General features: G+C 39.9%; 27 protein-coding genes. All 27 read right to left on the minus strand.

Annotation, left to right across the window (positions count from 1 at the left end; genetic code table 11):
- Positions 1 to 131: 131 nt before the first annotated feature.
- The 27 genes from AC6CHI_RS04760 to AC6CHI_RS04890 all read right to left on the minus strand — a co-directional run bounded on the left by AC6CHI_RS04760 (position 132) and on the right by AC6CHI_RS04890 (position 17883).
- Positions 132 to 257, minus strand: a complete 126-nt coding sequence (locus AC6CHI_RS04760) for a YHYH domain-containing protein (protein ID WP_498119728.1) — start codon at positions 255 to 257, stop codon at positions 132 to 134.
- Between the two features lie 74 nt (positions 258 to 331).
- Complete coding sequence (locus AC6CHI_RS04765; protein WP_498119730.1) at positions 332 to 934, minus strand: hypothetical protein; 603 nt, start codon at positions 932 to 934, stop codon at positions 332 to 334.
- A gap of 524 nt (positions 935 to 1458) precedes the next feature.
- Positions 1459 to 1932, minus strand: a complete 474-nt coding sequence (locus AC6CHI_RS04770; protein ID WP_498119731.1) for a phage-derived protein YdaY family protein — start codon at positions 1930 to 1932, stop codon at positions 1459 to 1461.
- A 39-nt stretch (positions 1933 to 1971) separates the two neighbouring features.
- The gene (locus AC6CHI_RS04775; RefSeq protein ID WP_498119732.1) at positions 1972 to 2907 is read right to left on the minus strand and encodes a phage tail tube protein; all 936 of its coding nucleotides are present in this window, start codon (positions 2905 to 2907) and stop codon (positions 1972 to 1974) included.
- A 62-nt stretch (positions 2908 to 2969) separates the two neighbouring features.
- On the minus strand, positions 2970 to 3191 hold the full coding sequence (locus AC6CHI_RS04780; protein WP_498119733.1) for a hypothetical protein: 222 nt from the start codon (positions 3189 to 3191) through the stop codon (positions 2970 to 2972).
- A 6-nt stretch (positions 3192 to 3197) separates the two neighbouring features.
- Positions 3198 to 3452: a hypothetical protein gene (locus AC6CHI_RS04785; protein ID WP_498119735.1), complete on the minus strand. Its 255-nt coding sequence runs from the start codon at positions 3450 to 3452 to the stop codon at positions 3198 to 3200.
- A 1-nt stretch (position 3453) separates the two neighbouring features.
- On the minus strand, positions 3454 to 3867 hold the full coding sequence (locus AC6CHI_RS04790; protein WP_498119737.1) for a hypothetical protein: 414 nt from the start codon (positions 3865 to 3867) through the stop codon (positions 3454 to 3456).
- Positions 3864 to 4238, minus strand: a complete 375-nt coding sequence (locus AC6CHI_RS04795) for a hypothetical protein (RefSeq protein ID WP_498119738.1) — start codon at positions 4236 to 4238, stop codon at positions 3864 to 3866. The genes AC6CHI_RS04790 and AC6CHI_RS04795 overlap by 4 nt, the downstream gene beginning before the upstream one ends.
- Before the next feature lie 3 nt (positions 4239 to 4241).
- Entirely contained in the window at positions 4242 to 4499 is a 258-nt protein-coding gene (locus AC6CHI_RS04800; RefSeq protein ID WP_498119740.1) for a hypothetical protein, read from the minus strand.
- A 34-nt stretch (positions 4500 to 4533) separates the two neighbouring features.
- Positions 4534 to 5199 (minus strand): hypothetical protein, encoded by a 666-nt coding sequence (locus tag AC6CHI_RS04805; protein ID WP_498119742.1) that lies wholly within the window; start codon positions 5197 to 5199, stop codon positions 4534 to 4536.
- 28 nt (positions 5200 to 5227) lie between these two features.
- Positions 5228 to 5599 carry a glutamate 5-kinase gene (locus AC6CHI_RS04810; protein WP_498119744.1) on the minus strand — a complete coding sequence of 124 codons (372 nt, stop codon included), beginning with the start codon at positions 5597 to 5599 and terminating at the stop codon, positions 5228 to 5230.
- The gene (locus AC6CHI_RS04815) at positions 5592 to 5972 is read right to left on the minus strand and encodes a hypothetical protein (protein WP_498119745.1); all 381 of its coding nucleotides are present in this window, start codon (positions 5970 to 5972) and stop codon (positions 5592 to 5594) included. The genes AC6CHI_RS04810 and AC6CHI_RS04815 overlap by 8 nt, the downstream gene beginning before the upstream one ends.
- Positions 5969 to 6343 (minus strand): hypothetical protein, encoded by a 375-nt coding sequence (locus AC6CHI_RS04820; protein WP_498119747.1) that lies wholly within the window; start codon positions 6341 to 6343, stop codon positions 5969 to 5971. The genes AC6CHI_RS04815 and AC6CHI_RS04820 overlap by 4 nt, the downstream gene beginning before the upstream one ends.
- 3 nt (positions 6344 to 6346) lie before the next feature.
- On the minus strand, positions 6347 to 6928 hold the full coding sequence (locus AC6CHI_RS04825) for a hypothetical protein (protein ID WP_498119749.1): 582 nt from the start codon (positions 6926 to 6928) through the stop codon (positions 6347 to 6349).
- A gap of 50 nt (positions 6929 to 6978) precedes the next feature.
- Positions 6979 to 7935 carry a major capsid protein gene (locus AC6CHI_RS04830; protein ID WP_498119751.1) on the minus strand — a complete coding sequence of 319 codons (957 nt, stop codon included), beginning with the start codon at positions 7933 to 7935 and terminating at the stop codon, positions 6979 to 6981.
- Positions 7936 to 7955: 20 nt separating this feature from the next.
- Complete coding sequence (locus AC6CHI_RS04835; RefSeq protein ID WP_498119753.1) at positions 7956 to 8705, minus strand: DUF6651 domain-containing protein; 750 nt, start codon at positions 8703 to 8705, stop codon at positions 7956 to 7958.
- Between the two features lie 113 nt (positions 8706 to 8818).
- Positions 8819 to 9121 (minus strand): Acb2/Tad1 domain-containing protein, encoded by a 303-nt coding sequence (locus tag AC6CHI_RS04840; RefSeq protein ID WP_498119755.1) that lies wholly within the window; start codon positions 9119 to 9121, stop codon positions 8819 to 8821.
- Positions 9122 to 9173: 52 nt separating this feature from the next.
- Positions 9174 to 9446 (minus strand): hypothetical protein, encoded by a 273-nt coding sequence (locus AC6CHI_RS04845; RefSeq protein ID WP_498119757.1) that lies wholly within the window; start codon positions 9444 to 9446, stop codon positions 9174 to 9176.
- A gap of 145 nt (positions 9447 to 9591) precedes the next feature.
- The gene (locus AC6CHI_RS04850; RefSeq protein WP_498119759.1) at positions 9592 to 10716 is read right to left on the minus strand and encodes a minor capsid protein; all 1125 of its coding nucleotides are present in this window, start codon (positions 10714 to 10716) and stop codon (positions 9592 to 9594) included.
- Positions 10717 to 10718: 2 nt separating this feature from the next.
- Positions 10719 to 12158, minus strand: a complete 1440-nt coding sequence (locus AC6CHI_RS04855) for a DUF4055 domain-containing protein (RefSeq protein WP_498119761.1) — start codon at positions 12156 to 12158, stop codon at positions 10719 to 10721.
- A gap of 1 nt (position 12159) precedes the next feature.
- Positions 12160 to 13446: a terminase large subunit domain-containing protein gene (locus tag AC6CHI_RS04860; protein ID WP_498119763.1), complete on the minus strand. Its 1287-nt coding sequence runs from the start codon at positions 13444 to 13446 to the stop codon at positions 12160 to 12162.
- Positions 13385 to 13927 (minus strand): DUF2280 domain-containing protein, encoded by a 543-nt coding sequence (locus tag AC6CHI_RS04865; protein WP_498119765.1) that lies wholly within the window; start codon positions 13925 to 13927, stop codon positions 13385 to 13387. The genes AC6CHI_RS04860 and AC6CHI_RS04865 overlap by 62 nt, the downstream gene beginning before the upstream one ends.
- Positions 13928 to 13985: 58 nt before the next feature.
- Positions 13986 to 14627 carry a putative metallopeptidase gene (locus AC6CHI_RS04870; RefSeq protein ID WP_498119767.1) on the minus strand — a complete coding sequence of 214 codons (642 nt, stop codon included), beginning with the start codon at positions 14625 to 14627 and terminating at the stop codon, positions 13986 to 13988.
- Positions 14587 to 15063, minus strand: a complete 477-nt coding sequence (locus AC6CHI_RS04875; protein ID WP_498119768.1) for a hypothetical protein — start codon at positions 15061 to 15063, stop codon at positions 14587 to 14589. Before AC6CHI_RS04875 ends, AC6CHI_RS04870 begins: the two co-directional genes overlap by 41 nt.
- A gap of 53 nt (positions 15064 to 15116) precedes the next feature.
- On the minus strand, positions 15117 to 15974 hold the full coding sequence (locus AC6CHI_RS04880; RefSeq protein WP_498119769.1) for a hypothetical protein: 858 nt from the start codon (positions 15972 to 15974) through the stop codon (positions 15117 to 15119).
- A gap of 798 nt (positions 15975 to 16772) precedes the next feature.
- The gene (locus AC6CHI_RS04885) at positions 16773 to 17297 is read right to left on the minus strand and encodes a hypothetical protein (RefSeq protein ID WP_498119771.1); all 525 of its coding nucleotides are present in this window, start codon (positions 17295 to 17297) and stop codon (positions 16773 to 16775) included.
- 109 nt (positions 17298 to 17406) lie between these two features.
- Positions 17407 to 17883: a hypothetical protein gene (locus tag AC6CHI_RS04890; RefSeq protein WP_498119773.1), complete on the minus strand. Its 477-nt coding sequence runs from the start codon at positions 17881 to 17883 to the stop codon at positions 17407 to 17409.
- Positions 17884 to 17891: the final 8 nt, after the last annotated feature.

Genomic DNA, 17891 nt, shown 5'->3' on the forward strand with positions numbered 1-17891 from the left:
GAATTTAACAAATGCTTCATAAAAAATCTATGATCATAGATTTCGTTCTCTAAATAAGATCTTACAAGGTGATGCACATTCCAGCTATTTTTCAACCATTCAATAAAAAAGCACCCTAGGGTGCTTTTTTTCTAGTGACAGTGTCTCTCACCTGTTTTGTGATTCGTATGACAACCGCTGCTATCAGTACCTCCACTGTGAGCAAATACTGCTGAAGTAAAAGTTACCATCAATAAAACTGTTAATACTTTCTTCATGTGACCCTCATTATTATAAAGTGGAGCCTTTTTGTATCACAATTCGATTAAATTTCAAGCAGTCACTCTTAATTCTATTGGTAGGTTGTTTTTAGGCCTATGTATTTCAATTTCAAATCATCAATACCATCAAGCACTCTAATTAATTCTTTGTAGATTTTACCGTTTGTGTCTACAGACTCTATTAAATCGAAGTATTCATTCATCATCGTTTCTGTGGGCGTGTAATCTTCAAACCCAAAAGCGAAAAATTTAGCTACTTGATATTCGGCTTCACTCTTAAAGTTCTTTTGTTCAGGAAGATTTAGTCTTTCTATTTCAAGTGTTGTGCCGTAATTACATACTCTTTCAATTGTTAGATAGGCAACAGTATCAGGTGGAGGAACAAGCTTATACTCCTTGCCAGTTATTGATTCCACCATTTCATCTCCATGATATTTATAAGTATCTATCACGGTATAGGTATCATTAACACAATCAACTTTAGCTCTTATAGTTCTATTTTCAGTTTTGCCAACATGTTTTTCCCAAAACTCAAATTGGTGTTTTTCTAATGGTTTTACTGAATCAACATCATAGTAATGCTTAATATTATTAGATTTACCCATTACCTCCCAGCTCGCACCAAAGCTAAAACTCGAGGCTAACAAGCCTGTAATCAAGATTAATCTTCTCATGAATATCCCTTATTGTTCTGCAATAACAATACGTGTTTTACTCGCACTTCTAAGAGTAACCATTGGCTGCTGTGAAGTAGTCTAGAATCTTATTTTGCTGAATATACGAATTTACATCAAACGGCTCTTTATTGTTTGTTTATTCAGCAAAATTCGTTCGCGACATCTAATCATTATGAATGAGCCTACTGCAAAAAAACATAGCTAATAGGCTAACCGTATTTTTTCTTAGATAACAACAAATTATTAAGCTTTACCCATTCTCTTATAAGCTCTATCCAAATACAGGTTATCCAAAGCAAACACACAGCGCACAAAGATATACAACTCACACGGCGCATCATACAGCTCTAAATAAGACCTTATATTGGATGAGCCAAGTGCAAGCGGTGTGCCTTGTTCGTATGGCCTTGCCCGCGCAATCACGTTATAGGCTGCAAGAATGCTATTCGCTACAAAACTATACTCGGGTGCATCTTCTGGTTTACGCCCGAGCTTTTCGCGAATCTTCTTCTGGTGTTCAGTTAATCCACCGTCTCCGGTGTGCCATCGGTAGAGTTGGATGACTTTCCCAAAGTTTCAGCCTCTAGCTTGTCCGCTTCGATCTGAATCAGGACAGCTTGAGCTTTAATGAAGTTCCAGATCTGCATCCCAGTCTTACCCATGCTAAGTAATTTAGTTGCGTTCTCTGCCGAATAAGACACTTCAACTTCTTTGCCTTTCTCCAAGAAAACCACATCCTGCCAATCTTCAATCAAGTGACACCCAGCAGCCTCCATGAGTAGATCATGCCAGAGCTTGTCCTCACCGGTTGCCATTGATACGTTATAGCCTTTGGATGCAATCTGATTTTGTGCACGTTCCAAGCCAACTAGGTAAGCCTGATAATTGGCACCACGGATTTTAAATTTTGCCAGCACTTTTCCAGTTTCAGCATCCTTGTAATCCTTCCATGCGGATACATTTTTACTCTCTTGAATCGCTACTTTTAAAGCCATTTTCTTATCCTAAAAATAAAGCCCCGTATGGGGCTCAAGTTATGCAGTTGTGCGTGTAATGGTTGGTGCTTCTTTAACGTGGCGGAACTCCATTGCAAGCGTATGATCGTCGGTTGCATTGGTGTCTGATAAGCCATCGTTATCAAGTTCCAACTTGGTGAAGTCAAAGCCGTATGCGTTACCCAATGTATCTTCAATCCCAATTTCAGCCGTCATGGTCTGGCGTGTTTCCACATATGGAATCCATGCTTTTGATGTGGTGGTCAATGCAAGCGTTACATTCAAGGTGATTGATACTTTACCTTCTGTGTAGCGATTCGGGATTAAGCTTTCGTTACCCAAACATGGCTTGGCAGTCAGGTTGTTGTTGATCGTAATAGTGAAAGATTCAGCACATGCAGTACCAACAGTCGATGCGCCATTGATTTTGAATGTATTCACGTTGATTGATGACAAGAATGGTGTCGTTGTCGGCGCTAGAGGTGAAGCCACGGGAGTAACTGCTGGACTTTCGTATCCAGTCGCACTAATTGAAGCGCTTCCCGTGATCTTCCCTTCAGTATCGCCTTGAATAGTAAGCTGACCAATACGACAACCTGAAAACACTTGAATTAGGCCAACTTTCTTGTCGTGCTTAACAATCGTATAGGTTGGTAATGTATCACCACCAATTTCCAAGGTATCTACACCAGGAGTACCTGAAGCTGTAAACACATTGCCAGCCACCCCTTCAAAGAACATATCTTGGCTGAGTGCTGATAATTCATATTCAATATTCCCTACCGCTTCACCAGAGGTTGCTGAAGATCCTTGCTCAAATCGGGTATCAATACATTCATCGGATTGCGTGACTGAAACGGATTTTTTTAATGAATCCGAAGTTCGGCGCAAGGTATGCCATACAGGTAATGTAGGCAACGTGTTGGGACTATCTTCTTTTGCAATGTGGATAACCACATCGGTGCCTTTTGACATGGCATTTGCTCCTTATAGGCGTAAAAAAACCGCCATATCGGCGGCTGTGTTCAACTTTAATCTTATGAAGCATTGCTTCGATATATTGATTTGAATGACAGAATCTTGACCTCATTGCCACATCGAGCACAATGATTATCAAAACCCGCATAATAAATACGCATAAGTTCTGTTATGGTTTTATTTTCTAAATGCTCAAGCACACTTGGATCAGAGCTAAGCAACCTGATTTGACTTATTAATTCTTGTCGCTCATTTTGATAACGAAGATAATCTGCGCTCATACTAATTCACCCTAAATTCTGCCCAGATCTATAAAGCATCAACTCTTGATACATCGCTGCAATTTTTGACTCGCTTAAATTGCGCGAAATTTCAAACTCATAGGTTTCATTTTTTAGATTTAAATTAAGGGTTGCTACCGCATATTCCTCTGCCTCTTTGCGACTATCAAAACTGCCTATTAGTTTGTGATTTCGATTGTGCGGCTCACCATAATCACAAGTGAGCAACCTGTATTCGTACAACTCTTCAGGCATTTCCATTTTAGTTAACCCTAAATTCCGCTCGAATCAATTTAGCATAAAAATTATCATCATCCACGCTTTGTGGTGCGTGAACCAAATAGATTTCCAAATCACCCACTGAATACGACTGCAAGTGATTAGCCCAGCTCTCACACAGCTTTGTCATTGTGATAGTGCCGGTATTTTTGGGTGTGAAGCATTGGATTGCAATGATGCCGTAATTCCGAATACATGGTTGATTTCCAACACCCGCAATGTTGCTATCAGCATATTGAATTGCTACTCGGCACCATGGTTTGTCGCTTGGCGGTTCAAACGGTTTGCCACCAACCAATGGCTGATTAATTAGCTGAATATTTACCTTATCCAAACCAGTAAAGACAAATTGACCAATCCTTTTTTTAATTTCGGTTTCTGCTTGGGTTAAGTTCATTTTACGTTTCTCATATTTAGAAAGGCTATCGAATAAACCCCATAAGGTGCTTGTTTAGAGTGTCCAATTTCTAATGCATAAGCATGGCCAGCATTGGTCTGGATGAAAGCTTTGTCACCAAGCCTGAATTTCATAATTTGAGCAAGACCTTTCGATATAGTGCTTGCCCCGCCAAGGTCATTATGGTTTGGATCGAATTGATAATCTTCTTGACCTATTGATACTTTATGGCTACCCCTATAGGTTCCATCCATTACAGGTGAACCAAACACCACTGATTGAATGCCTATTGTTAGAAGCCGCTTAGCGCGTTCTTCACCCTGCTTTTCAATCTCATGCGTAAAGTTCGTCGGTTTGTTTTTCCAGCCCATCACCTACTCCCGATATTCTACTGACACCACCCCGAATAGGATTTCATGTGCTATATCACCATTAACCAATACAGCCTTGCACTCAATGTCTGTCTTAATTCGAATTAGGAAACCCTTTTCAATATCAACATAGAAAGCATCTCGAATGCGCTCACCATCTAAATACACAGCTTTAATATTGGCAGCTCGTACATCCACATGAAAGGCTTTGTCGCTATCAGCTGCGCGCTGAATAAGTTTTGAATCATCTAGATAAATCATAAATTTCACCCATTAAAAAACCCACTGAAGTGGGTTACTTTGATTTAATTTTCATGTCGCTTAGTGATTCAAAAAGCTGGGATTTTAAAGAGCTAATTTTCTCCAACCCTCTAGTAACCTCTATCATGTACGTTAACCTTACATCTGTTGGTATTTTTTCCGTATCTGGGCGATTCTCATCAAACTTCAACAGCTTGATTTTGTCCTCTATTTTATGAGTTGTATTAATAAAATCAGACAATTGAGATGCTATTAAAGGTGTAAATGAGCTTAAACCTTTAATGATATTCATATCATTTGCTAAAGCCTTTCTCATATCAAACAATGAGCCTTTGGTGTGATGTTTAATTAAACTAACATCATGTCCTATTACTGAAATTGCTGGCTTATAGTGGCTATGCCATAAAATTAACTCAATATCATTAATATCAATTAGAAGCTTATCGGCAATACTATCGAGCTTCTTTTCAACATGCTCATTTCTCCAATCAGTAAAAAGTATAAATGCAGCAACTGGAGCAAGAAACGCAGCAGTAATCCCTAGCCCATCTTTTAATAAATCATATATATCTTCTAATTTAAGCGGTTTAAATAACCATGAGCTTTCAAGTAGAAAACCAACAATTAGATACAAAATTAAGAAAACAATAGTCCAAAACACAACATCCTTAATTTTCTCTTCTAAATTATTTTTAGCCATAAATCCCCCTAAATTTAGAGGGATATTACTAAACTTTCCTTAACTGGCAAATCCAAATACTATCCGTTGGATCTACACTAATATTCACAACCTTAAAGTTCCCTTTTGCAGCCGCCCACACATCACCAATCTGTGGCACCTGAGTTACTTCATTTTGCAGCACCGTGGCCTTACAGTCTGTCACCTGATAATCAGCAGGCTTCACCAAATCTTTAGCATACGAGCCAAATAACACGCCTCTTCCGTTATAGGCTTCTACCGTAACGGTTGGATAGGTTTCAGTTTCAAAATCAAACTCACCTGATTGAATCTCTTTGGAGCAAGTGAAAGTACTTACAGCATCGCCTAGTTTCTTATTAAAGGCTTGGGCTACTTTGGATTGAACCTTATTCTTAATCATGAACTTCACTTTCCTCATACATGTTGAATAGATCCAAAGCAATGCGCTGAATAGAATAAGCTTCAAACTCTTTACTTGGCTCTTTCTCACCCATCAAAACTTTGATTCGCTGCCAAACATGCACAGCTTCATGCAGTAAAAGTGCATGGTTTTCAAGTAGAGTCAGCTCTCCAGATTCACCAAGCTGAACTATGCAGTATTTTCCGTTGTCATAATAATCAACCTGAGCATCAGCTCCCGCAGATAAAAACCTATCCGTATCAGTCATGTCATCAAACAATAGATCCATATGAATCTGGTTACGTGCCAAGGTGTACTTAACATGCTCAAATGGGGAGATATACCACTCAGGCACGTAATTGGTATTTATCATGCCCGAAACACCTCAAACCCAAACCCTTTAGGCTTTAAATCTAATGAATCAATATAAGCCTTTGCAATTTGCTCATATTCAGAAATTTCCACGCTACCCTCAGCATAAGTTTCACTGACCTGCACTGTGTCAGCTTTTACACTTTCACTGGTGGTTTGGCGTGCAACACCAGAGTAAATAAAACCTGCCTGAATGCCTTTAATAATTTCGCATGCAGCTTCTATCAATAAAGGATCTACAGGATCAGGCTCATAGCCAATTTCGTTTTTAAGCCATGTATTGGCTAGCAGAATAAGTCGAGCCTTATCACTATCTTCGGCAAAGTCTGCCCCAAGGATAGATTCAGCTTCGGCAACAGTGATAAAGCTCATAGGTTATTCCTTTGGTTGCTCTGCTTTTGATTCAGCCGCTTTTGCAACCTTCGCTTCAGCAGCATGTTTCTTGAGTTTGGATTCAAGGTCTTTTACTTGGGCCAATAAAGCTTCTTTTTCAGCAGTTAACTTTTTGCCAGCTTCACGTTCTTTATTGAGCTGCTCTTCGGTTTCTGTAAGTTTTTGAGCTACTGCATCAAATTGTTCAGTTGGAACTAATCCGCTTAGATCGGCTGGTTCGCCTTGTGCAAAACCTGCTTTTAATGTCTCAATCTGTTGCTTTAGATTATCGTTTTCAGCCTGAACTTTTACACACTCGGCTTTTGTGTCATCAATGACTTTCTGCAACTCAGGCGAAATACCAACCTTTACGTTCGTGGTAATAATTTTCGCATTATTCTTTGCGATTAAATCCAAATACGCTTTTGGAGCATCACCGGCTACTTCTAAACAAGGTTCCAAAGTATCACCTTCATGGTAAGCACTTGCCTTACGAAGGATATAACCTTCCTCCTGAAGCTTCTTCACATTTTCAGGTGAGAAATCATCGGTAAAATAGAGTCGCTTATTTGATTCTTGTTTCATGTTAAATATTTCCAATAAGGCAAAGAAAAGCCCCTTTCGGGGCGGTTCACTTAGGCAGACTTGATAAGCACGCCAGCAGTATCTTTAATGCTTGACGCTATCAGATCCCAATTGGTTGGTGTACCAATTGCCGCATCAGTAGGTGACTTACCGCCTGCTGATGTATCCCATGCGTAACCTTTCACGCCAGCACCGAAAGTCCATTCAGCTTGGTAGGTGTATTTAATGTTCTCACCACCAGTACCCGGCACAAGTTCAGCATTAAAGTCGTTGTTGTCATTTACAACCACCGCACCTTCAACTAGACCAAGCGTGTTGTAAAAAGCTGTACCAGCATTATCACCAACCAATGCTGGAGCGTCAGTCACAACAAATACACGACCAAACGGATCTCGCACAACGTTTACACCGTCATAACGGAATAGGTTTTCAGAGTTGGCCAACGCATTATCAAAAAGATTATGCATTGTGGTGGAGTGAACAATCCAAGCGCGAATTGCACTTGAACGATCACCTAGTTTGGCTGCACCTTTGTTGAGCAAGCGGAATGATGCTGCAGCAGTACCATCACCGTGCACCGCATTAACATTGCCTGAAATCGCAGAAGATGCGCCCAAAATACCCGCATTCAACATATCTGCTAGACGGGCTTTCGCCAGCTGTTCACCAATAGTCAAAGCTGCAAGCTCTGGATTTTGGAGAATCCAAGAATACTGTTGCTTTTCATATTCAATTGGAGGTGTACCCGCTGCAACCTTGACTGCCACATCAAGCATTTGCTCTAAGCGTTTTGCCTCAACAGTCCCGGTGCCGTATGCGTTACGACGACGGACAATACCAGCTATTGCTTTGAATGATGCTTCAATGTTGAAGTCACCACCAAAAGGCTCGTTAATCAATTGAATGGCACCCTGAGAGGCTTCATTAAATTTTTCAATGTCCTGTGCCACTGTTTCAGTCATTGCAGCATAGGTTTGCTTATTAAAAACTTGTAAATCAAAAGGCATGAGCCTCTCCTTAAATTAATTTATGCTTGTTCGCCCACTTGCTTCATGTAAGCAATTTTTTCTTCTTTGGTTTTGCATTCTGCCAAAGATTTAGGGCCTGATTTATTTCCACCACCACCTTGGAATCCACCGCCACCAGCTTGAGAGCCTTTCAAAATCGAATCCTTGTACTGGTATCCACCAACCAAAGTTTCTAAGGCTTCGTCAAAGTCTGCGATTTCACCAGGGCGAGTGCGTGAATAGATTTTTTGACCATCTGAACCAACTGCCACGACTTTGCCGTTTTCAATCTGGAAGTTTTTTCCAAATGTGGCCTGAATCATGTCTACTGGCACAGCGATGTTGTCTTGAATGTACTTAGAACGAGCGAAACCACCGCCAATCAATTCACTGTGTAATTGCTGCTGCACAGAATCGCGCTCAGTGGTTAATTGCTGAATTTGTGGTTCATAGGTCTGCTTGAGTGCTTCAGTAATTTCAGCCTTCACCTTGTCTACCTCACCTGCATCCACAAGTTTTTTAGCATCCAAGTTTTGAACAATGTTTAATGCTTCTTTTACTTTCACTGGGTCAAGCCCTTCAAAAGCCTTAGCCTGCGCTTCAAATTGTTCTTTGGCTTCGCGATGAGTTTTAGCTTCACCATTCAGGCGTGAAATCGTTGCTACTGTTTGCGGTGCATCAAACGCTACTTCTTTACCATCATCATGAACATAAACAGGCTTACCATCCTGAACCACTACGTGACCGTTTTCGTCTAATTTCAATTTCATAAGTCATCCGACCCTATTTCTAAAATGAGCATCCGCTCGTTACGCTGTCCGCATCCGCTTTCAGCAGGCAATAAAAAAGCACCCGGTTGGGTGCTCTATTTGGATTTGATTGTTTAGAAGCTAATTGGCTGAGCCACTGAGCGAACAAGATACATAAGCCCTGTTTGAAAATCTGTCTTTGCCATTGCTGCAAAACGCTCAGGAGTAGCAGTCTCAAGACGATCCCATTCCTGCAAGTCATGAACTTGCTGCCCTGCATCACACTTGCAATTGTATCGCTGAGTTGCAATGTGCTTTTGAACCTTTTCAATAACAGCTTGAACTTGTGGTCCAATTGCTTTGATTTCATTCATCAGGTCAATTTCTTCCTGTGATAAATCGCGATAGCCTTTGATTTTTTGATGCTGGTTTTCCATTTTTTTTACTCACAAAAAAAAGAGCCTATTGGCTCTGTTGAATTTAATTCACTTAAGTTTTGGTTTTTAAATATTCACGAGTACATGTTTGGAATGCAATAAACCACATCTTCAACCAATGATTTGCAGTATTACGCATTACAATTGCGTCAGCTCGACCATTATTGAATTTAGGCTTAATTTCGTATTCCATAGAAAATTGATTGAACTCAAGAACCTTGTGATGATCTTCGAGGTTGGTTTTTTCAAGCCTTTCTAATACCTCGCGCTCAAATAACCATACAGTACGCTCCAATCCTGTTTCTTTGGGTTCTGACTTAGTCATATTGCTACCGCCTTTTTAATTGACCACCCAAGACCAATCCACATCATTTGTCTGCGCACTGGATTGGCCTGAAATGGAATAACAACAAGATCCATGCTTAAGATGTAGCGAATTTCATTAATATCTAGAACGGATGTAATTGATTTCATAATCCAACTACCTCAAAAGTTTTTTGATCCAAATCCCTGAGCTCCGCCAACGTATAACCCCGCTTATTCAAGGGATCAGCAAACTTGTCTAGGCTGTATTCACCTTTTTGGTACAGCTCAAACTTCGATTTACCCAGCCATGTACGCTGAAAATTTTCATCCTGATCATCAAACCAAGTTTTAAACGATGTATTTGCATCAACCTGACCAATGATGCCGTCACGCTGATCCTTTGGAATGTCTTTAACTTTTCGCGCATCAGCCACAAATGGTCTTAAACCTGCAACATTCCCATCCTTGTCACATGGCGCATAGGTAGTGCGGTTATGGGGATGAACTGGGAACCGCGGTCGCTTCGGATCATCAATTGCGTATACGGTTCCGTCAATTGAGGCGCAGTACTTGCAGGTGCGACCGTCCAAAGTGGCAACGGCCTTTACATAGTCATAGCCAAGTGCTTTGTAGGTATCAATGTATGTCGCATTACTAATATGGCTTCGTGCTGTACGAACCTGCCGCTCAATTGAACTTCGACTTGATTCAAGCAAACCGTCTTTATAATCATTTGCTTTGCGGCCTTTAATGCGCTGAATGATTTGCTGATTAGTTTGCCCTTGTGAAATACCATCACGAATGACGTATTCCACTTTCTTTCTAAGCGAAGCAGCAATATCGGCAAACAGATACTCAACCAACTGGCCACCAGCAAATGGCGTACCCTTTATAGTCTTGTAAATCTTTTCCGCATTTACGACTGCCGCAGAACCAGCAATCAATTTTGCTGAATATGTAGCTTCATACATTGCCAGCTGCAAGGTGGACTGATCAAACTCGTCAAACAACTCTACATCTAAAGACTTGAACCACTCATTCAGAATAGATCGAATCTCTTGAATGTTTTTGCTGGTTTTGTTTGTGCTTAAAAAGTTAAAACTCTGTAGCGCTTTGCGTTCTGACTCTGACAACTCGTTTAAAAGTTCACTGAGTCGCTGCAATTGTGCATCAGAGATCTTATTAAATTTCGCTGTCAGCTCATTTACAGCTTGAGATGATGCACGATACAAATACGCAGAATGTTGGCTCAGCGCATCAATTAAGGCTTTCTGCGCTGAAGTGTTCATATTTACTCACCATCATCAGGCGGGTTATTCACACCACCATCATTTTGCTGTTCAAGTTTCTTAACAACATCTTCCCATTTATCTTCAGGAAGTGTTCCGGTTTGCTCATAGTGATACCAAACATACCAAGGGATACTGCCATTCAAACAAGCCTCGTAAATTAAACGAGAACGCACAGGATCGTATTTCGGCTTATTAAAATCTTGAGCGATGGTAAAGCTGAGTTGATTTGGCTTTAAGTCGTATTCCGGCATCACAAACTTTGCGCACCAGCGCAATGCATTGGTGAATGCCTCAGACACATTGGCTACCACCAATGACAAAACCGAGTGCTGAATAGAGCTGTCATTGTCTGCTTGGGTTGCAGTCTTGTTGGCAGAACCCACCTCAATCAAACGCGCACCCAGCTCTTTCATCTGGTTCCACTTGTCATTCATGCGTTCATACGCAAGACCATTTTTCTCAGCTTGGACCATCTTCGCATCAGTCGGGATACCAGAGCGACTACCAACACTAGCACCAGACTCTTTCACCATTTTGTACTGCTCGGTAGTGATGCTTGGAAAGCACAATGTAGGCTGGCCAACAATGAAAGCTGATTCCTCAACATCTGCTGTGCTGCAATAATATGAAAGCTCCATGGTGCCTAATTCATACAAAGGCGCAGTTCCAATTTCATCAGAGTTATCAACCGCTCCACAGAAAGTGAAAGGGATGTAATCCCAAGGCTTGCCGTGATAGTCGGTCGGGATAAACTTATCTCCCTCCACCCACTCGCCTTTTTCGTTCTTGGTGTGAAGTTGAACCGTGTAAACATGACCACCATTTACAGCTTCTTCTAGCGTTAAGATTCGATACTGATCAAAAGACTCAACACTAAAACCATTACGCTTTTTCACCGTTTCAAGCAATTTCACGAAACTTAGCTTCTTTTGATTGCCGACGACAATGTAATCCCAGTCCCTGATTGCTGCGGCATTAATAATGTGAATCATCGGAAAAGCACCTTTGTTCTTTTCCTCTTCCTTGTTCTTGCTTGGAGCAACAACAGGAAAATCCACGTACACACCGCAACGATAATTCTTATTGACCAATCGGGTCGCACGCTGCGCACTCTGCCAGATAGAACGACCTGCACCATCTGCATTACGCTCCAAGTATTCCAAGTCGTTAGGTCGATTGAAAATTGGGGTTTTGCCAAAAGCCAAACCAATATGACTTGCCAACGTTCGACTTGTTACACCAGGGAAGATGGCACGAAGTAAATATTCTTCATATCGCGCACATCCTTTCTGGTCATTTTTAGTCTTAAACAGTGCTGGCAAGGGTAGATACGTTTCACGCTTTGCCTTAATGACTTCCTGACCACCACAAACATCATCCAGCTTATTCCAAGTGTTAATGTGCTTATCATAGTCAGTATGTGTTGTTGTAATGCTCATATTAGAATCCAAATATAGGTAAATCTATTCGTGTAACTGGCTTGATAATTGGGAAGCGCTTGGCAATTGGATAACCACCGGCATCCCCAACATGGTCTAGCCCTGATTTTTTATCAGGCATCCCAAAATCATCATAAATTTGCTGCTCTAGTGTCTCGGTAAAGCGCGGGCATTTATTGGTATTCACCATCAACGTACGCTCACCCTCGCCATTCAAGATCAAAGCATTCACTGCATTTATTCGATCCTTAATCGCTGGGTTTGTGCCATCTACTTCGACGGTGAATCCTTTATCTCTCAAAATTTGATGATCAGATTCACTACTATTTTTCGAAGACTTGGCTTGACCAGCCGCATCAGGGATTACAGTCATTTCATGAAATGGAAAACGCTCGATAAGCAATTGAGCCATGGTCGGTGTATCTCGTACCCCAACCATTTCATCCAGAGCTAAAGGCTTGCCCTCACGAATCACATAAATCACCGCTGCCATCTTAAGGACGTTAAAGTCCATGCCGATAATTAAAGGCTCATGGGGCTGAATTTCTGCATCCGTATGATTTAGTTTTCGATCAAAATCCGGATATACCGCACCACTGGTTAAGTTTACGAATTGCCCCCGCAGATAAGCTGAAATTAATTGTGGTGGATAAGATTCATAAAGCGATGAAATATAATCATCTGGCAAATTAGCTTCATTGTCATAAGTCGAAGCCTGAATCATTCCATACAGTGCACGTTTCGCAGGTGTTGAATTGGCTTCTTTGACAAATTGCTGATAAGTAAACTTAAAACCTTCTGGCGTAGTCGCAACATCAATACCATTGGTCAAACCCGCTTGCTTGTAACGCATACGAGCAATGATTTTTCGCCATGCTTGTTGTGCCTTCACTGTAGGCATTACATCCAATTCATCAATTAGACCATGACCAATCTTAAAACCAACGATCGTTTGTGGTTTTTCCATAGAACGGCAAATAATCGTGCTTCGATATTGCCGACCATAGTAAATATCCACTTCCTTATTTGATTCGTAGATCTTGGTCTTTAATCCCCAGTCAAAGGCAACCTCATCAATCGTAGGAAAGAAAATATCTCGGATTTGCGGATACGTTGGAGCAAAATAACCCAGTGGTACCTTAGGAAACTCCCAAGACTTATCGCAGAGACTTGAGCATCCTACCCAAGTTTTACCACTACCAAATCCAGCGACAAATGCACGAAACTTATTTTTCAGCTGTAGAAAGTTCGCCTGCGGAACATTCAGTGTCGGATTGATGTTCGGCATTTGATTTACTCGCATCTACGACCTGTATGGTCACCTTGACTGGGGTTGGATCGTTAGCTCCCTCACCATCACCATTTTTAATCTTGTCTATTTCTAGTTGCTTTAATTGAATATCCAAGAGTTGAATCTCATAACCATGCATCTCGTCTTTAAATTGCTTGATCAACTTGGTTTTTAGAATCCTATTTACCTTTGGATCGTTATATATCTTCTGTAATTCTTTAAGACGTACAGCCTTATTTGCTAAAGGAATATCAAAAACATTGGTCTTAAATTCATTTCGAGTTTTATAAAATAAATCCTTTAGTTTTTTGCTTACATTTCTGCACGTTGCCTTAGTTGGATCATATGAAGCGACTTGTTGGCGTTCAATCTCAATACCAAATTCTTGTCTTACAGACTCTACGACTTGTTGAGGACTTTCAAAGCAAGCAAGAGACTGAACTATAAATATTTTTACAGGCTCTCTAAGCGTTGCCATAAATGCCCCTTTGTAAGACTACGTAAGACTAAATAGCCAAAAAAAAGAGCCATAAGGCTCAATTAATTAAACAAGTCCCACAACACGCAGCGATATTCTTCTCTGATACAAACGGCGCTTGCTTAGCAACTTCAACAAGCCTTTTCACGTTCTCGTTTGCTCCCCAGCGTTTAACCACACCAATGAATTCTTCTACATCATGAGCAGCCAAGTAATGCTTAGGTAAGCCAGTGTGGTCGCTGTAGATGATTTCACCATCTTCATCACGCTCAACACCAATGTGATAAAGCTCATGCTCGATCAATGCACAAAAGTCATGGTCATTCGAGTTTTCACAAAAACTGGCATCAATAGTAATGAGATAGACAGGCACATAGCCAAACCAATCCCGCATCTGTTGTTCCTGGCGTGCTTTCTTCCAACCACCTTGGTTAAACATCACTTTTTCACATTGACCCAATACCATTCGCTTTTTAGCCATACAAGCAGATGAAGCCCAAGCAAATGCTAAGAATGTTTCGTCATCATGTAGTAGCTCAGCAATATGGTCATGGTCTGGATTGTGAAGCTCACCACCAAGTGTTAAGAAATTTTGAATCACCCAGTCTTTTAGCTCCACGGCGGGTGCTAAGCGAATCGCTTCCTCTTCCTCCGCCTGATCAATCAGATCCGTTGGCGGGAATGGTCTGATCTGGTCCATTGAATGATTCTCTCCTTAAGTTTTTAAGCCATTGAGATGCAAATTTAGCTTCTATCTGCAATGGTCCAAATTCATCAATCTTGTATTTGTTAGCAGACTCTAATCGAACAATGGTAAAACCCATTTCGGCAGCATGATCATATCGATCCATACTCCAAGCTTTATTTGCTAATTTGCCACGGCGTCCACCCGACCAAGGTCCACCAGATATCTCAACCAAAATTCGATGCTCAATCAAATGAAAATCAAACCGCCAATGCTTGGTAGATTTAAACTGAAATTTCTTCTCGTACTTGATGCCTAAGACATTTAAAGCCTGCTTAAATTCTTCTTCTGCTTCTAAATATACGTCTTTAGCTTTAGGTAATGGTTTAGAGCGTGGTCTCGTTTTGGGTGGGCGCTTTTTAGTTTTCCAGAAGTAGTCGTTTTCGTTCATAAATTGCGCCCAATAAAAAACCACCCGAAGGTGGCATTTTTTATCTATTAAAATCACTGTATATCTAATGAGAATCTAAAACCAGTTTCGTATATTTTATAGATAAATTTCCTTTGTTCATGGTTCATCTCTAAACCTATTGTTACCGCATCCGCTATTAATTTATTGTTTGGATCTGAATTTAATATTAGGTCAATATTTAAACTTATAATTTCAAAATCTCTCTCAAAAGACATCATTACTTTTCGTGCATTTTGAACTGCCTCTACAGGCGAACCGCCCAACATAACACCTAAGCCTGGTCCAAAATATTCTGTTCCATCTTGCATTGTAATTGTGGTGTTGAAGTTTTTCTTTCTTAATACTCTATGTTCTTCAGCTGTTAAAAATTTACCTGTATTTTCACTTTTGTAAAGTAAAAGTTCTGTCGGCCAGTTACTATGAAGGATTTCAATAATACTTGTATCACACCAATCGCCATGTGAAAAAATACCTAAAATATATGCTTTGCGTTTCACAAAAAAAATAAATAATAGATCTTTAGTTCTTTCAACAAAACCATCTTCTTCAATATTTCTACCCAAGTGAAAATGCTGAATTTTCCAATGTGACAACATATCATCATTGTAGTTTATTCTTTTTAAGTTTCTACTTTGATACTTTTTAAGTGGTTTACCTTCAATTATATCTTTAACTATTTCAGTATATGCAACTGAATATTTAGCTGGAACTGTTAAATCATTTGCCTCTACTACCTCTCTTGGGTATGTGCTTACAATCCGGTACTTATATTTTTGATAATCATGTACTGATCCGTGTTTAGTGGGTTTATATTCAATAAACTCGCCTGCTAGTGTCTCTCGACAATAGTTATCATAGTCATCTAATATTTTATTAACTAAATTAACCATTTCAGATACTTATTAAATTAAGTCTATTCTTTTATAACATATAAAAATGCACCCTACTAATATAGCTAGACAGAATTGCTAGCCATATAGCTAACAATGAGGGAAAAACTAAAAAAGTTAGCTATTTAGCTACTTGATCTCTTTCAAACATTCTCGACACACATTGATCTCTTCATCATCAATCGTGTAGTCAATTTCTATAGCACCATGAAATCCAAATAAACACATTAAAAATCGGAGCATGATGTTCTCCTGAATCATTCGAATAGCTACCACAGAAGCTCAGTGCTGTGGTCCACGGCTACTCACTTACTTTAAAAACCACTGGATAAGCACAGTATTTTTAGTTTCAGCTTTCGTATTCATTTTTTTGGCGGGGCATCACTCCCAATTCTGATTTTACTTTCCTGCATATCCTATCCATGCTCGATGAACTACATGGGTTGTATCCTATTTCGTTGGATCTATACGTGCTTACTCAAACAGTCTTTAGCTAATTAGCAAGCCTTAGAATGTGGGCATGGCTTTACTTCAGGCAACAAAAAAGCCTCACGTGCGTGAGGCCTCAGAAAAATTAACTTATTACTTCGATTTGTTACCGCCCAGGCCTTTTGGCATAGAATCCCCCACAATTTTAATTGGTGGTGTTGGGGCTGGTGGTGGTACTGGCTTAGATGCGCATATGCTCATATTATCTATGCTCCAGTTTACTTTTATCGCTTCTCTCTTCAACAACTATTGGTGGCCTATCAACTTCAGGCGGTACTGGTTTATTAGATCTAATCTTTTCCATGTTACTCAAATGATTAAAATATCAACAATTATTAATAGTACAGTTAACACAAAAATTAATCCACAGAATTTTATCTCCCCAAATGCCTTATTCAAATATTCAACTTTTATGGCATTTCTATCTTCATATGTCTGAATGATCTCAGCCATATCTATTGAAAGATAATAGTAGATTGTCGTTAATTCATTCTGTGTAAAGTAATGGACCATATTCTTATTATTTTCCAACTTTCCAACCTTACTAACCTCCAGAACATGGAATAAATTTCTGGCAATACTAGACAATGATAAGAAAACTAAAACCATCAATAGAACAATAATATAAAAGATGAAAGATTTGTTTGCCACATCAAACAAATACTGTTTTGAAAATATACTCACAGCTGCAATTATTATTGATGTAAATGTTAAATATTTGGCAGCTTTATCCTCATGTTTTGCATGCAACGCCTTTACACTTTCAAGCCCTTTTAATTGAAACTCATATAATGCTTTATAGACTTCTTTATCAAATTGATCTTCATCAGCCATACACACCCCAAAAATGACAAAACCCCGCATTTGCGAGGCTTTTTAATGGCGTTAATTACACAAATCGCCAACTTACCACAAATATGCCATAACCTGTGTACACAAGCAATCACTTTTGAAGTAAGTCTGATTTTAAATTTGGATAACGCCCCGAGATAAATGCCAATGCGCATTTCATATCCTGGCGAATTTGAATTGTAGATGTCTCATACATTGCCGCCACTTCCCTGAGCTTCTTATTTTCAACACAAATTTGCCAAACAACGTCCATCCATTCTTGCAATGGCTCACTCTCGATTTGGCGTATATCCAAAACAATCCGCTGAAAAGCACGTGCCTCATTATCAGAAATTTTACAAGCAGTACCTTTTCTCAATCGCGGCTCATTGAAGTTTTCATCATTCATGTATTTTGCAATTAATTCTTCACGCTGCTTCTGAGTGAGCTTGCGAGTCGGTAGTGATTTATAAACCAACTTCTTCGTTTCAGTGTCCCCATTCATCCACGCACCAAATTGACGAAACCAATCTTCGGTACTGAATTTTGCCCAATCTGTAGTTTGCATAATTGTCACTGCTGCATTCATTCCATCAC

Source organism: Acinetobacter sp. GQ146 (assembly GCF_059758585.1).

Coding starts and splice junctions, on each gene's coding strand:
- AC6CHI_RS04840 (WP_498119755.1), bottom strand. CDS start 9,121: ATGGAAAACCAGCATCAAAAAATCAAAGGCTATCGCGATTTATCACAG.
- AC6CHI_RS04800 (WP_498119740.1), bottom strand. CDS start 4,499: ATGATTTATCTAGATGATTCAAAACTTATTCAGCGCGCAGCTGATAGC.
- AC6CHI_RS04865 (WP_498119765.1), bottom strand. CDS start 13,927: ATGGCAACGCTTAGAGAGCCTGTAAAAATATTTATAGTTCAGTCTCTT.
- AC6CHI_RS04790 (WP_498119737.1), bottom strand. CDS start 3,867: ATGAACTTAACCCAAGCAGAAACCGAAATTAAAAAAAGGATTGGTCAA.
- AC6CHI_RS04890 (WP_498119773.1), bottom strand. CDS start 17,883: ATGAATGCAGCAGTGACAATTATGCAAACTACAGATTGGGCAAAATTC.
- AC6CHI_RS04830 (WP_498119751.1), bottom strand. CDS start 7,935: ATGCCTTTTGATTTACAAGTTTTTAATAAGCAAACCTATGCTGCAATG.
- AC6CHI_RS04845 (WP_498119757.1), bottom strand. CDS start 9,446: ATGACTAAGTCAGAACCCAAAGAAACAGGATTGGAGCGTACTGTATGG.
- AC6CHI_RS04795 (WP_498119738.1), bottom strand. CDS start 4,238: ATGGGCTGGAAAAACAAACCGACGAACTTTACGCATGAGATTGAAAAG.
- AC6CHI_RS04885 (WP_498119771.1), bottom strand. CDS start 17,297: ATGGCTGATGAAGATCAATTTGATAAAGAAGTCTATAAAGCATTATAT.
- AC6CHI_RS04820 (WP_498119747.1), bottom strand. CDS start 6,343: ATGAGCTTTATCACTGTTGCCGAAGCTGAATCTATCCTTGGGGCAGAC.
- AC6CHI_RS04870 (WP_498119767.1), bottom strand. CDS start 14,627: ATGGACCAGATCAGACCATTCCCGCCAACGGATCTGATTGATCAGGCG.
- AC6CHI_RS04760 (WP_498119728.1), bottom strand. CDS start 257: ATGAAGAAAGTATTAACAGTTTTATTGATGGTAACTTTTACTTCAGCA.
- AC6CHI_RS04810 (WP_498119744.1), bottom strand. CDS start 5,599: ATGATTAAGAATAAGGTTCAATCCAAAGTAGCCCAAGCCTTTAATAAG.
- AC6CHI_RS04805 (WP_498119742.1), bottom strand. CDS start 5,199: ATGGCTAAAAATAATTTAGAAGAGAAAATTAAGGATGTTGTGTTTTGG.
- AC6CHI_RS04765 (WP_498119730.1), bottom strand. CDS start 934: ATGAGAAGATTAATCTTGATTACAGGCTTGTTAGCCTCGAGTTTTAGC.
- AC6CHI_RS04850 (WP_498119759.1), bottom strand. CDS start 10,716: ATGAACACTTCAGCGCAGAAAGCCTTAATTGATGCGCTGAGCCAACAT.
- AC6CHI_RS04785 (WP_498119735.1), bottom strand. CDS start 3,452: ATGGAAATGCCTGAAGAGTTGTACGAATACAGGTTGCTCACTTGTGAT.
- AC6CHI_RS04855 (WP_498119761.1), bottom strand. CDS start 12,158: ATGAGCATTACAACAACACATACTGACTATGATAAGCACATTAACACT.
- AC6CHI_RS04770 (WP_498119731.1), bottom strand. CDS start 1,932: ATGGCTTTAAAAGTAGCGATTCAAGAGAGTAAAAATGTATCCGCATGG.
- AC6CHI_RS04780 (WP_498119733.1), bottom strand. CDS start 3,191: ATGAGCGCAGATTATCTTCGTTATCAAAATGAGCGACAAGAATTAATA.
- AC6CHI_RS04880 (WP_498119769.1), bottom strand. CDS start 15,974: ATGGTTAATTTAGTTAATAAAATATTAGATGACTATGATAACTATTGT.
- AC6CHI_RS04815 (WP_498119745.1), bottom strand. CDS start 5,972: ATGATAAATACCAATTACGTGCCTGAGTGGTATATCTCCCCATTTGAG.
- AC6CHI_RS04775 (WP_498119732.1), bottom strand. CDS start 2,907: ATGTCAAAAGGCACCGATGTGGTTATCCACATTGCAAAAGAAGATAGT.
- AC6CHI_RS04860 (WP_498119763.1), bottom strand. CDS start 13,446: ATGCCGAACATCAATCCGACACTGAATGTTCCGCAGGCGAACTTTCTA.
- AC6CHI_RS04825 (WP_498119749.1), bottom strand. CDS start 6,928: ATGAAACAAGAATCAAATAAGCGACTCTATTTTACCGATGATTTCTCA.
- AC6CHI_RS04875 (WP_498119768.1), bottom strand. CDS start 15,063: ATGAACGAAAACGACTACTTCTGGAAAACTAAAAAGCGCCCACCCAAA.
- AC6CHI_RS04835 (WP_498119753.1), bottom strand. CDS start 8,705: ATGAAATTGAAATTAGACGAAAACGGTCACGTAGTGGTTCAGGATGGT.